The organism is Zafaria sp. Z1313, from assembly GCF_050563205.1.
GTDB lineage: Bacteria > Actinomycetota > Actinomycetes > Actinomycetales > Micrococcaceae > JAZDCJ01.
The window spans coordinates 1-12,489 of the sequence record NZ_JBNWUK010000020.1 but is presented as its reverse complement, the minus strand read 5'-3'; the positions used below and the strand labels follow the sequence as shown (position 1 = coordinate 12,489).

At 72.0% G+C, this 12,489-nt stretch carries 11 protein-coding genes; 6 read left to right on the top strand and 5 right to left on the bottom strand.

Features of this window, described 5'->3' with window-relative positions; all coding sequences use genetic code 11:
• Position 1: 1 nt before the first annotated feature.
• From pstA to pstS, 3 genes are all read right to left on the bottom strand, one after another.
• Entirely contained in the window at positions 2 to 1,105 is a 1,104-nt protein-coding gene (pstA, locus tag ACQ3I4_RS14305; RefSeq protein ID WP_329862895.1) for a phosphate ABC transporter permease PstA, read from the bottom strand.
• Positions 1,105 to 2,037 carry a phosphate ABC transporter permease subunit PstC gene (pstC, locus tag ACQ3I4_RS14300; protein WP_329862893.1) on the bottom strand — a complete coding sequence of 311 codons (933 nt, stop codon included), beginning with the start codon at positions 2,035 to 2,037 and terminating at the stop codon, positions 1,105 to 1,107. Before pstC ends, pstA begins: the two co-directional genes overlap by 1 nt.
• A 160-nt stretch (positions 2,038 to 2,197) precedes the next feature.
• Positions 2,198 to 3,322: a phosphate ABC transporter substrate-binding protein PstS gene (gene pstS / locus ACQ3I4_RS14295; protein ID WP_329862891.1), complete on the bottom strand. Its 1,125-nt coding sequence runs from the start codon at positions 3,320 to 3,322 to the stop codon at positions 2,198 to 2,200.
• 288 nt (positions 3,323 to 3,610) lie between these two features.
• On the opposite strand from pstS, the gene ACQ3I4_RS14290 reads away from it, so the two are divergent.
• From ACQ3I4_RS14290 to disA, 3 genes are all read left to right on the top strand, one after another.
• A complete protein-coding gene (locus ACQ3I4_RS14290) occupies positions 3,611 to 4,744 on the top strand; it encodes an FUSC family protein (protein ID WP_329862889.1) in 1,134 nt (377 codons plus the stop codon).
• 65 nt (positions 4,745 to 4,809) lie between these two features.
• On the top strand, positions 4,810 to 6,204 hold the full coding sequence (gene radA, locus ACQ3I4_RS14285; RefSeq protein ID WP_329862887.1) for a DNA repair protein RadA: 1,395 nt from the start codon (positions 4,810 to 4,812) through the stop codon (positions 6,202 to 6,204).
• A 70-nt stretch (positions 6,205 to 6,274) separates the two neighbouring features.
• Positions 6,275 to 7,348 (top strand): DNA integrity scanning diadenylate cyclase DisA, encoded by a 1,074-nt coding sequence (gene disA / locus ACQ3I4_RS14280; protein WP_329862886.1) that lies wholly within the window; start codon positions 6,275 to 6,277, stop codon positions 7,346 to 7,348.
• A gap of 129 nt (positions 7,349 to 7,477) precedes the next feature.
• On the opposite strand, the gene ACQ3I4_RS14275 is transcribed toward disA, so the two are convergent.
• Positions 7,478 to 8,161, bottom strand: coding sequence for a hypothetical protein (locus ACQ3I4_RS14275; protein WP_329862885.1), 684 nt, complete (start codon positions 8,159 to 8,161; stop codon positions 7,478 to 7,480).
• Between the two features lie 211 nt (positions 8,162 to 8,372).
• Between ACQ3I4_RS14275 and ACQ3I4_RS14270 the strand changes: the two genes are divergently transcribed.
• On the top strand, positions 8,373 to 9,425 hold the full coding sequence (locus ACQ3I4_RS14270; RefSeq protein WP_329862883.1) for an A/G-specific adenine glycosylase: 1,053 nt from the start codon (positions 8,373 to 8,375) through the stop codon (positions 9,423 to 9,425).
• 139 nt (positions 9,426 to 9,564) lie between these two features.
• On the top strand, positions 9,565 to 10,131 hold the full coding sequence (locus tag ACQ3I4_RS14265) for a hypothetical protein (protein ID WP_329862881.1): 567 nt from the start codon (positions 9,565 to 9,567) through the stop codon (positions 10,129 to 10,131).
• Between the two features lie 116 nt (positions 10,132 to 10,247).
• Here the strand turns inward: ACQ3I4_RS14265 and ACQ3I4_RS14260 are convergent, their stop codons facing one another.
• Positions 10,248 to 10,463 carry a hypothetical protein gene (locus tag ACQ3I4_RS14260; RefSeq protein WP_329862879.1) on the bottom strand — a complete coding sequence of 72 codons (216 nt, stop codon included), beginning with the start codon at positions 10,461 to 10,463 and terminating at the stop codon, positions 10,248 to 10,250.
• Positions 10,464 to 10,722: 259 nt separating this feature from the next.
• Between ACQ3I4_RS14260 and ACQ3I4_RS14255 the strand changes: the two genes are divergently transcribed.
• Positions 10,723 to 12,462, top strand: coding sequence for a DUF222 domain-containing protein (locus tag ACQ3I4_RS14255; RefSeq protein WP_430632570.1), 1,740 nt, complete (start codon positions 10,723 to 10,725; stop codon positions 12,460 to 12,462).
• The last annotated feature ends 27 nt before the right edge of the window (positions 12,463 to 12,489 follow it).

Below are 12,489 nucleotides of genomic sequence, written 5' to 3'. Positions count from 1 at the left end.
CCTAGCGGCCGGTCTTGGGGGCGAAGACGCGGGCCACGAGCCGGGCCACGAGGTTCAGGAGCATGACGATCAGGATCAGCAGCAGGGCCGCGGCCCAGGCGCGCTGGGCGCTCGGATCGATGTTCGTCGGGGAGGTCGGGGTGAGGATCTGGTAGTAGATGAACGTCGGCAGCGTGGCCATCCAGTTCGCGAAAACGTTCCAGTTGATGCTGCTCGCGAGGCCGGCCGTGACCAGGATCGGGGCCGTCTCGCCGATGACCCGGGCGATCGCGAGGGTGACGCCCGACGCGATGCCGGAGATCGCCGTCGGAATGACCACCTTGGTGATGGTGCGCCACTTGCGCACCCCGAGGGCATAGGACGCCTCGCGCAGCTCGTTCGGGACGATCTTGAGCATCTCCTCCGTGGAACGGACCACGGTGGGGATCATGAGGACCGAGAGGGCGACGGCGGCGACGATGCCCATGCGGGCCGTCGGGCCGAGGATGACCGCGAAGAGCGCGGCCGCGAAGAGGCCCGCGACGATCGAGGGGATGCCCGTCATGACGTCCACGAAGAACGTGATGCCGCGGGAGAGCGACTTGCCCTGCCCGTACTCGACGAGGTAGATCGCGGTCAGCATGCCGACGGGCACGGAGATCAGCGTGGCCCACAGGGTGATGAGCAGGGTGCCGACGACGGCGTGGTAGGCGCCGCCGAGCACCGGGGTGCCGTTCTCGACCGAGGCGTTGTCCACCGCGCCGGTCATGCCGTTCATGGACGTGAAGAGGAACTCGGGCGTCAGGCCGGGCACGCCGCGGGCGAGGACCGTGACGATCACGGACACGAGCGGGATCACCGCGAGGATGAATGCCCCGTAGACGAGGTACTTGGCGAAGGCGTTCGTGCCCTGGCGCCGCCCCTCGACGACGGTCGTGGTGATCGTGGCCGCGGCGACGAACAGGACCGCGGTGTAGATCAGAAAGGTGGCGATGCTGAAGCCGCCGAGCGTGGACAGGGCCGCGCCGAGCACGAGGGCACCGCCCAGGACGGCGGGAACGGCCCACCGCGGGAGGCGGCCCTTGGCGAGGGAGTTGCGCTGCGAGGTCAGGGTGGCGTTGCTCATCAGTTGGCTCCCGAGAATTCCTTGTGCCGGCTGATGATCCAACGGGCGATCATGTTCACGGCGAGGGTGATGACGAAGAGGACCAGGCCGGCGGCGATCAGCTCGGCCAGGCGGAGGCCGAACGCCTCCGGGAAGTTCAGGGCGATCTCGGCGGCGATGGTCTGGTTGCCCGTCTTGATCAGCGACGGGATGAGCCCGCCGGTGGAGAGCACGAGCGCGACGGCCATGGTCTCGCCCAGGGCGCGGCCGAGGCCGAGCATCACGGCGGAGATGATGCCGGGCCGCGCGAACGGGATGACGGCCATGGTGATCATCTCCCAGCGCGTGGCGCCGAGGGCCAGGGCGGCCTCCTCGTGCAGCTTGGGCGTCTGCAGGAAGATCTCGCGGGAGAGCGAGGTGATGATGGGCAGGACCATGACGGCGAGGACGATGCCCGCCGTGAGCATGGTCTTGCCGGTCTGGCTGGCCGGTCCTTCGAAGATCGGGATCCAGCCGAGGTTCTCGGCGAGCCAGACGTAGCCCGGCACGAGAGCGGGAGCGAGGACCATGTAGCCCCAGGCGCCGTAGATGACGGAGGGGATCGCGGCCAGCAGGTCGATCACGTAGCCGAGCCCCGCGGCGAGGCGCCGGGGGGCGTAGTGGGAGATGAAGAGGGCGACGCCGATGCCCACGGGGGTCGCGATGACCAGGGCGATCGCGGCGGCGATGATCGTGCCGATGACGATCGGGAAGATGTAGCTGGCGAATCCGTTGCCGCCGGACACGTCCTCGGCGTCCGCCTGGAAGACGGGGACGGCTTGCGCAAAGAGGAAGGCGGCGACGGCGAAGAGGGTGACGAGGATGAGGATGCCGGCGGACATGGAGGCCGTGGAGAAGACCTTGTCTCCGGCCTGGCCCGACTTCTCACCGCGGGTGAGCGCGCTGGTGGACATGGTGACCCTTCGGTCGTGTTGGGCGGCGGCCGCCCCGGGGGATCGGAGGGCGCCGCTGCGTTGAGGGGGTGCCGCGCCTCCGCCCCGTGGTGGTGGCCACGGGGCGGAGGCGGCGGCGCTGCGTCGTCTACCTACTCAAGCATTGACGTGGGGTGCTTGGCTAGGAAGCGACCGTGATGGTCTCGATGGCGGCGATCGCCTTCTCGCGCAGGGTCTCCGAGAGCGCGGCGCTTCCGGCCGACTCCGCGGCGTCCTGCTGGCCCTGCTCGGAGACGATGTACTCGCCGAAGGCCTTGACGAGGTCGACCGTCGCCTGGTCCTTGTAGCTCGTGCAGTAGATGTGGTAGCTCACGAGGACGATCGGGTAGGCGCCCGACTCGGAGGTGTTGCGGTCCAGGACCAGGGACATGTCGATGTCGGCGCGGCCCTCGACCGGGGTGGCGGCCTCGACGGCCTTGGCGGCGGCCTCGGAGGAGAGCTTGGTGTAGTCCTCGCCGACCTTGACGCTGACGGTGCCCAGGTTGCCGACGGCAGAGGCGTCGGCGTAGGTGATCGCGCCGGCGGTCGAGGAGGCGGTCGAGACGACGCCGGAGGTGCCCTTGGCGTTCTCGGCCTGGATGTCGGACGGCCACTCGCCGGAGGCCTCGAAGCCCCACGCATCGCCTGCGGCCTGCTCGAGGTACTCGGTGAAGTTCTCGGTGGTGCCGGACTCGTCGTTCCGGTGGACGACCGTGATGGCGGTGTCCGGCAGCTCGACGCCCTCGTTGTGCGCGGCGATCGCGGGATCGTTCCAGGTGGTGATCTCCTGCTTGAAGATCTTGGCGATCGTCTCGGCATCGAGCTTCAGCTCGTCGACGCCCTCGAGGTTGTAGGCGACGGCGATCGGGGAGATGTAGGCCGGGATGTTGAAGGCGCCGTCGGGGCCGCAGACCTGCTTGGCCTCCTCGTACTCGTCGTCCTTCAGGGAGGCGTCGGAGCCGGCGAACTGCGCGGCGCCGGCCAGGAAGGCCTTGCGGCCGGCACCGGAGCCGTCCGGGGAGTACTGCACGCTGGCGCCGCTGTGGGCGGCGGAGAAGCCGACCTTCCAGGCGTCCATGGCGGCGTTCTGCGCGGAGGCGCCGACGCCGGTGAGGGTGCCGGTGACCGCGGAGACGGGCGCCTCGGAGCCGCCGGCGGCGGGGGTCGTGGCGGGAGCGCCGGTGGCGTTGTCGGAGCCGCAGGCGGTCAGGGCCAGGGCGGCGACGGACAGGACAACGGCTGCTTGGCCGAAGCGGGTAACCTTCACGAGTTTTCCTTCGTCGAGTGCTCGGGGGGAACGGGTCCCCGTCAGTGGTGGATGCCGGGCAACCACGTGCTCCGGGCCGGCGCGGTGCGGTGTTCGCCGTCGCGCTCCGTACTTGAAGGTAGGGGCGCGAGGTAACGGAACCTTCCGCCGAAAGTGAACGGGGGGTGAACGGAACTGGCATTTTGAACCTTTTCCGCGCGGAGGGGCTGGTTTGCCGCGGCATTCGGCGGTAGTGGGGGGGCGGCGGTGATTCCCGTCACGGCGCGGCCCGCGTGCCAGACTGGTTTCATGACCCGCCCCCGGCCCCTGCGCAGCGCGTGGCGCTTCCTGCGCCGCAGGACCGTCGTCGGCGCGCTGCGCGTCAAGTCCTCCTCGCTCAAGATCGTGCAGATCACGGTGTGCGCCGTCGGCGCGTACTGGTTCGCCGAGGAGGTCCTCGGGCATGCGGGGCCGTTGTTTGCCGCGACGTCGGCGATGATCGCCCTCGGATTCGGCCGCGACACCCATACGCGCCGCACCATCGAGGTCGCCCTTGGCTGCACCCTCGGGATCCTCGTGGGGGACCTGCTCCTCCACGTCCTGGGCACGGGCCCACTGCAGGCCGCGGCCGTCCTCCTCGTCTCCCTCGTCATCGCGCGGTTCCTGGACAGCGGCACGATCTTCACGACGCAGATGGGCCTGCAGTCCCTCCTCGTGGTCCTGCTGCCCGCCCCGGCCGACGGCGTGTTCGCCCGCAGCGCCGACGCGATCATCGGCGGCGTGTTCGCGCTCGTGATCGCCGCGCTGACGCCGCGGAACCCGCGCCGCGAGCCCGCCCGGGAGCTGCGCGCCCTGCTCGAGGAGCTCGCCGGCGTCCTGCGCGACTCCTCGGCGGCCCTGCGCGCCTCCGACTCGACACGGGCCTGGCACGCGCTGATCCGGGCCCGGGGCACCCAGCAGCTCATGGACGCCCTGCCCTCCTCGATGCGCGGGGCGCGCGAGATCGCGACGCTCTCCCCCGCCTACCGCAGCCAGCGCGGGGAGGTGGAGCGGCTCGCCCGGCTCGCGGACAAGACCGACCTGGCCGTCCGCAACTCCCGCGTCTTCACGCGCCGGCTCACCTCCGTGATCACGCACGCGGCGCTAAGCGACGAGGCCATCGACGCGCTCTCCCAGTTCCTCGACGAGGTCGCCGACGGCGTCGACACCCTGGGCCGCTCCGTCGTCGAACCGAGCCAGCCGGCTCGCGACCGGGCCGAGCACGGGGCCCGCAAGGAGCTCGCCTCCTCGGCTGCGCGCCTGAGTCCGGAGGCCTTCGGCGTCTCGGGCCTCCAAGGCGAGGGGATCGTGCTCCTGCTGCGCCCGATGCTCGTGGACCTGCTCGAGGCGGCGGGCCTCGACAACGAGGAGGCCGCGGGCTACCTGCCGCGCCTCCGGTCCTGACCGCCGGGGCCGCCAGCCGCGCCCGCGCCCCCAATCGTCGGGGCCAGCGGCTAGCCTTGTGACCCATGGCCACGAAGTCCTCCACGCGCACCAAGCCCGCTTCCGGCTACCGCTGCACCGAGTGCGGCTGGACCACCGTGAAGTGGGTCGGCCGCTGCGGCGAGTGCCAGGCGTGGGGAACGGTCGAGGAGACGGGCCAGACGGTCGCCCGGACGACGCCGGCGACGGTGATCGCCCATCCCGCCCCCGCGATCGGCGACGTCGACGCGACGGCGGCCGGCTACCGCCCCACGGGCGTGGGCGAGCTGGACCGCGTCCTCGGCGGCGGCCTCGTCCCCGGGGCGGTGATCCTGCTGGCGGGCGAACCGGGCGTCGGCAAGTCCACGCTGCTGCTGGACGTCGCGGCTCGGACGGCCCGCGGCGGGCGCCGCGTCCTCTACGTCACGGGCGAGGAGTCAGCGGCCCAGGTGCGCATGCGGGCCGATCGCATCGGGGCACTCGCGGACACGCTGCACCTGACCGCCGAGACGGACCTCGGGATCGCGCTCGGACAAGTGGAGCGGCTCGCCCCGGACCTGCTCATCGTGGACTCCGTGCAGACGCTCTCCTCGTCCGAGGTCGAGGGCGCGGCCGGCGGCGTCACCCAGGTCCGCGAGGTCGCAGCCTCCCTGATCAACGCCGCGAAGAAGCGGCACATGGCCACGCTGCTCGTCGGCCACGTCACGAAGGAGGGCTCGATCGCGGGACCGCGCCTCCTCGAGCACCTCGTGGACGTGGTCTGCCAGTTCGACGGCGAGCGCCACTCCCGCCTGCGCCTGCTGCGGGCCGTCAAGAACCGCTACGGTCCGACGGACGAGGTGGGCTGCTTCGACCTCACCGAGACCGGCATCGAGGGGCTCGCCGATCCCAGCGGGCTGTTCGTGACCCGGACCCGTGAACCGGTCTCCGGCACGTGCATCACGGTCACCGTGGAGGGCCGGCGCCCACTCGTCGCCGAGGTCCAGGCCCTCATCGCCAAGTCCTCCACCGCCCAGCCGCGCCGGGCCACGAGCGGACTGGACTCCTCCCGCACGGCGATGGTCCTGGCCGTTCTGCAGAGCCGGGCCGGCCTGGACCTGTCCAGCCAGGACTCCTACGTCGCCACGGTCGGCGGCGTGCGCCTCGCCGAGCCGGCCGTCGATCTCGCGGCCGCGCTGGCCGTCGCCGGGGCGCGGATGGACCGCCCGCTCTCCTCGCGGATGGTGGTGTTCGGCGAGGTCGGCCTCGCCGGCGAGGTCCGCCCCGTCCCGGACATCTCTCGCCGGATCACCGAGGCCGAGCGGCTCGGCTTCGGGTACGCGATCGTCCCCGCCTCCCCCAACGGCCCCGGCACCGTCCCCGAGGGCTTCCGCGTCAAGGAGGTCGGCACGCTCAACGAGGCCCTCGAGATCGCCTTCCCCGGCGGGGAGCAGGAAGGATAGGCGCGCGCGGCGTCCGGCGTCGTACCCTTCCCCCTACGATGGTGGTAGCCGCCCCGGAAGGACAACCACCATGGCCAAGAGCCCCGAAGACGCGCTGCGGACGACCCTCGCCCGAGTCGCGCCCGGCACCCATCTGCGCGACGGACTCGAGCGCATCCTGAGGGGGCGCACCGGCGCGCTGATCGTCCTCGGCTCCGACCGGGTCGTGGACTCCATCTGCTCGGGCGGCTTCGACATCGACATCCCGTTCACCCCGACGCGGCTGCGCGAGCTCGCCAAGATGGACGGTGCGATCGTCTGCGACAAGGACGCCTCCAACATCCTCAAGGCGGCCGTGCAGCTGGTCCCGGACCACACGATCCCCACGCAGGAGTCGGGCACGCGCCACCGCACGGCCGAGCGCGTGGCCATCCAGACCGGGCTGCCCGTCATCTCCGTCTCCCAGTCCATGCAGATCATCGCCGTGTACGTGCAGGGGATCCGCCACGTCCTGGAGGGCTCCGAGCCCGTCCTCGCCCGCGCCAACCAGGCCCTCGCGACGCTCGAGCGCTACCGCAACCGCCTGGACCAGGTCACCGCCACGCTCTCGGCGCTGGAGATCGAGGCGACGGTCACGGTCCGCGACGTCGCCGTGGTCCTGCAGCGGCAGGAGATGGTGCGCCGGATCTCCGAGGAGATCGCCCAGTACGTCCTGGAGCTCGGCGTCGACGGCCGGCTCCTGGCCCTGCAGCTCGACGAACTCAGCGCGGGGCTGGGCCCCGGCAGCGACCTGCTGCTCAGGGACTACGCGGAGCTGGACTCGCAGCAGGAGATCGACGCCGCGCTCGCGCGGCTGCAGGGGTTCTCCTCGACCGAGATGATCGACCTGTCCCGGATCGCCACCGTCCTCGGCGTCACGCCGGGCACCGATTCGCTCGAGGCGATCGTGCACCCGAAGGGCTTCCGGCTCGTCGCGGGGATCAAAGCCGTGCCGCGCGCCGTCGCCGACCGGCTCGTGGCGAGCTTCGACGGGCTGCAGCGGCTCATGGCCGCCAACATCGAGGACCTCATGAACGTCGACGGGATCGGCGAGCAGCGGGCCCGGACCATCCGTGAAGGGCTCTCGCGGATCGCCGAATCGAGCCTCCTGGACCGCTTCTCCTAGGATTCCGACGCCGGGGCCCGGCCGCGCGCGGCGGACCGCCTTGGACGCGGCGACCGCGACGGGGGCTGGCGTGGCTGGCGGGACGGGCAGCCGCGACGATTGCCTCCGCGCGTCCCCGCCGGACGCGCTCTAGCGCAACTGGAAGGGCGCCTTGTTGCTCGTCAGCTCGCCGAGCTTGGCCGTGAAGACATAGGTGCCGGGGCGGGGCTTGGTCGCGACCGCCTCGCAGCCGGGGGCGCTGCGGACGCGCTCCCACGTGAAGCGGGCGGTCTCCTGGCCTCCGGGCTTGATCTCGAGCTCCACGGTGGTGGGCTCGGTCCGGCAGTCGCTGCTGTTGAAGATCCGGTCGTCACCGCTGAGGACCTGGAACTCCTGTTGCCCGGTGCCGACGTTGACCGTGCAGGGCGCCTGGCCCTGGTTGCCGACGGTCATGATCAGCACGGGGTTCTCGTTGGCCCCGTAGGCGCTCTGGTCCGTCTCGGCGCTGACAACGACGTCGCCCGCGACGCAGCTCGGGGATTCCGGGGCCCCGCTCGGCTCCCCCGCGTCCGACGCCGGGGCCGAGCCTTCCGGGGCGCCGCTCTCCGACGCGCCGCCCCCGGTTCCGTCCGGGTCGTTGCCCGGGGCCGAGGTGCCGGACCCCTGCGGGGCGCCCTGACCGTCGTCGGAACCGGAGAAGAGGGAGGCGAGAGCGAAGCCGGCCCAGACCAGCAGTCCCAGCACCACGAGCAGCACGATTCCCGCGGCGAGCCGGCGCCTCCGGTACACGGCGGGGCTCGGACGGCGCGGGGGCCGAGGGTGCTGTTGTGCCATGCTTCTAGGCTATGAGCCCGCGTGCGGGCGCCCCCGTTCCCACGCCGGGCACTAGAGTATTGGTGCCGGGAAGCACCCGACCCGTCAGGTGCGGCCCCGCACCCGGCCGGCGTCCGGCGTCGGGCTGGGGCCGATGAGGGCCCGGCGTTCCCGCCTGGACGCGGCCCGAAGCGCACCCGGAGAGCCCTTGAGGGTTCTGGAGAGGAGAGCCGTGCCCGCGACGACCGACACGACCGCGCTGCACCGCGGCATCACCGACTGGTTCGACGTCCACGCGCGCGACTTGCCGTGGCGGCGGGCGGAGCGGACCCCGTGGGGCGTGATGGTCAGCGAGTTCATGCTCCAGCAAACCCCCGTGGTGCGCGTCCTGCCGGTGTGGGAGGAATGGATGGAGCGCTGGCCGACGCCGTCCGCGCTCGCCGTCGAACCCGCCGGGGAGGCGCTGCGCGCGTGGGGGCGGCTCGGGTATCCGCGCCGGGCGCTGCGCCTGCACGCCGCGGCGCAGCGGATCGCCGAGGACCACGCCGGGGAGGTGCCCTCGGATCCGGGCGCGCTCCTCGCACTGCCGGGCGTCGGCGCGTACACGGCCGCGGCCGTCGCGTGTTTCGCGTTCGGGATCCCGGAGACCGTCGTGGACACCAACATCCGCCGGGTCCACGCCCGGCTCGTATCCGGCCGTGCCCTGCCCGAACCCTCCTATACGGCGGCCGAGGCCCGGCTCGCCGAGGCGCTGATGCCGGAGAAGGAGCACGACGCCGGTGCCCTCGCCTGCCGCTGGAACGCCGCGGTCATGGAGCTGGGCGCGCTGGTCTGCACGGCCCGAGCGCCGCGCTGCGGGGACTGCCCCGTGGCTCAGGACTGCGCGTGGGTCGACGCCGGACGTCCGGAACCCCACTACGTGCCCAAGGGCCAGCCGTGGGCCGGGACCGACCGCCAGGTGCGCGGGGCCTTCATGGCCGTTCTGCGCGAGGCCGACGCCCCCGTGCCGCGCGCGGCGCTCCTCGGCGCCCACCTCTCCGCCGGGGAAGCGCCCGCGGGAGGCGTCGAGGCGGAGGTCCCGACTGGCGTCGGCACGACCCAGGGCCCGGCCACCGCCGGCGAGACCGGGGAGGCACCGGCGTCGTACCCTGCGGCGTACTCCGCGGCGTGGAAGAGGCTTGCCGAGCTGCCCGCGGGCGGGGAACAGAGGGAGCGCTGTCTCGAGGGGCTGCTCGCCGACGGACTCGCGCACGAGGGGTCAGAGGGCATCGCGCTGCCCCACTGACGACGGCCGGGCGGCAGGTCGCTGGCCCCACTGACGACGGCCGGGCGGCAGGTCGCTGGCCCCACTGACGACGGCCGGGCGGCAGGTCGTTGCCTTCCCGTGCTTCCGGCGACCGCGCCGGGGCTCGTAGGCTGGCGCCATGACGGCACACCGGGACGCACCACGGCGGGAAGTGACGGAAAGCCGGGCGCGCGCGACGAAGACCGTGCCGCCCTTACCGACGTCGGCGGCGGCCTTGGCGATCGGCGCCGTGGCGCTCCTAGCCGGTTGCGGCATGCTGCCGGAGCGCGGCTGCCCGGCGATCGGACTCGCGACGGGCGTCTCCTTGACGATCGCGGCCGACATCGTGCCCGCGGATCCGCCGGCCCAGGGGTCATTGACCTGGTGCCAGGACGGGGCGTGCCACGAAGTGGTGCTCGAGCTCTTCGCGGGTTCCGACACCGTGGATCTCGGGTGCGACGGCGACGGCCCCGACGATGCCTGTTCCGCTTCCTCCGTCCCCAACGGGACGCTCCATGGCTTCTGGCCGGCGCCCGAGCTACTCCCCGGGGCCGTCGAGGTGGCGTTCTCCGCCGAGGGGCTCGACGAAGCCCGGGCCGCGTTGGAGGCCGGCGAGGTCAGCCACGGCGCGGGTCAGTGCCGGATCGCGGGCACCCAACTCGCATTGGTCCTGGACGGGCAGGGCCTCCGGGAAGCGACGCACTGACCGCGAGCCACGCTTCGGCAGGCCCGGATGCACGCTGCCCAAGCTCCTGTCGCCCGGACGCGTGACGTCCCCCGGCCGGCGGCCGCGGGGACGTCAGGCGTTGACGGAGTGGGCAGCTACTGCTGGCCCTCCTGCGGCTTGGCGTCCTTGCCGCCGAGGTGCTGGGCCTGGGCGTCGTCGACGAACTTGTTCACCTTGTCGGCGTGCTCGCCGAGCTTGTCGCCGTGCTGCGCCTGGAGGTTGTCGATGGTTTCGTTGATCTTGTCGCCGTGCTGGTTCTTCAGGTCGTTCAGCTTGTCGCCGAGGCCGCCGAGGTTGTCTCCGAGTCCCATGGCACTACCTTCTTCCGTCACTGGTTGCTGGGGTTGACACTGGATGGCGGGTCCGCGTGGACCCACCGCTGCCTACCTTAGGCATGCCGGGGACGAAGAGTCCACCGTTGCTGTGGACTGTTCACCCATTAAGCGGATGGAGAAATCCGGCGTTCCTTCGCTACCCGGTTTCTCCTCCACAGCTTCGATGCCGGGGGTGTTGTCCACGGTTGCCGGAAACTCTTGCTCATTCGAAGAAAGTTTCGATGATGATGGATTCATGACCATCAACGAGCTGCCGGCGGATCCGTTCCGGGAGGGCGCGTGGGCCGTCCCCGGAGCGGATCCCGCGCCCTTCCCGGAGGGCGGTGTTGCCGCGGCCGCTGCGGCCGCCGGGCCCGCTCCAGGCGGCAGCCCGGGAACCGGCGACGGCATGCCCGCTGACAGCGGGGCCATTGTCCCTGACGACGGATGGGCCGTCCCCGGAACGGGTCCCGCGCCCTTGCCGGACGGGTCCGGGGATGGAGCCGGCGATGGGGCCGGCAGCGGGGCCGTGGCGTTGGCCGGGCTGCGGGAGGCCTTGCGCGGCTGGTCGGACACCATCCAGGCCCAACCACCGGGCCGGCACGCGCTCGCGGGCCTGCTGCGCGGACTCGAGAAGCTCTCCGTGGAGGTCCAACGCGCCCAGGTCATCGCCGCCCGCGCGGCCGAGGACGAGCAGATCACCCTCCTCGGTGCCGCCCCGGGACCCGGCGGGCGGGCCGAGTACCGGGACACCTCCGACTACCTGGCCAAGGAACTGCACATCCCACGCTCCGAGGCCCGGGCCCGGCTCGAAGCGGCCCGGAAACTGCTTCCGCGCACCTCCCTGACCGGCGAACCGCTCCCGGCCCGCTACGAGGCCGCCGCGGCCGCCGTGCACGCGGGCCGGCTCTCGGTCCCGGCCGCCCTGCAACTGACCCGCCGCGTCGAGAAGGCGGCGCCCACGGCCAGGACCCGCCCCGGAGGCGGGACCGCGGAACTGGCCGCGATGGAAGACAGCCTCGTTCAGACCGTGCTGCAGGACGGGCCCGCGACGATGCACCAGGTCGCCGACACCTGGACCCTGTTCCTGGACCCCGACGGCCGCGAACCCAGCGAGGAAACCAAGCGCGCGCTCCAGGGCCTGTTCTACCAGGGCCGGTCCCAGAACCTGCACGTGTTCAAACTCGTCACCGACGACGCCCAGGCCGAACAGCTCTTCAGCGTCTGCGCCCCGGCCGCCAACCCCCGCACCGGCCCCCGCACCGCGCCCCACGACGCCGACGGGGCCGGAGACACCAAGGCCCACAGCACCGAGACCAGTGACACCGCAGACGCCGCCAGCGATCCCGCCCCCACCGCGGCGGCCGACGTGGAGGGGGAGCCGGCCGAGGCGCCCGCGGATGGCAGGACGCGGGCCCAGCACCAACTCGAGGGACTCGTCAACGCGGTCGGGATCGCCCTGTCCACGAACAAGCTGCCCCGCAACGGCGGGAACCGGCCCCAGGTCATGGTCACCATCGACTACCAGACCCTGCTGGGCGAGCTCGCCACGATGGGCACCCAACGCTCCGAAGCCGTGCACGCCGGACTCGTCAGCCCCGCCCAGATCCGCCGCCTCGCCTGCGAAGCCGAGCTGATCCCCGTCGTGCTCGGATCCGCCGGACAGGTCCTGGACGCCGGACGCTCCGAACGGCTCTTCACCGAGGAACAACGCAAGATCCTCTACGCCCGCGACCGCGGCTGCACCGCCCCCGGCTGCACCACCCCCGCCAGCGGCACCGAAGCCCACCACATCACCTGGTGGTCACGCGGCGGCACCACCGACATCGACAACGGCGCCCTCTGCTGCCCCTTCCACCACCACCTCGTCCACGACGGCGGCTGGCAGATCACCATGATCAACAACGCCCCCTACTGGATCCCACCACCCCACATCGACCCCGCCCGAAGACCACAACGCAACACCTACTTCCACCCCCAAGCCACCCCCACCTAAACCACAACCCGACGATCCCCACGGTTC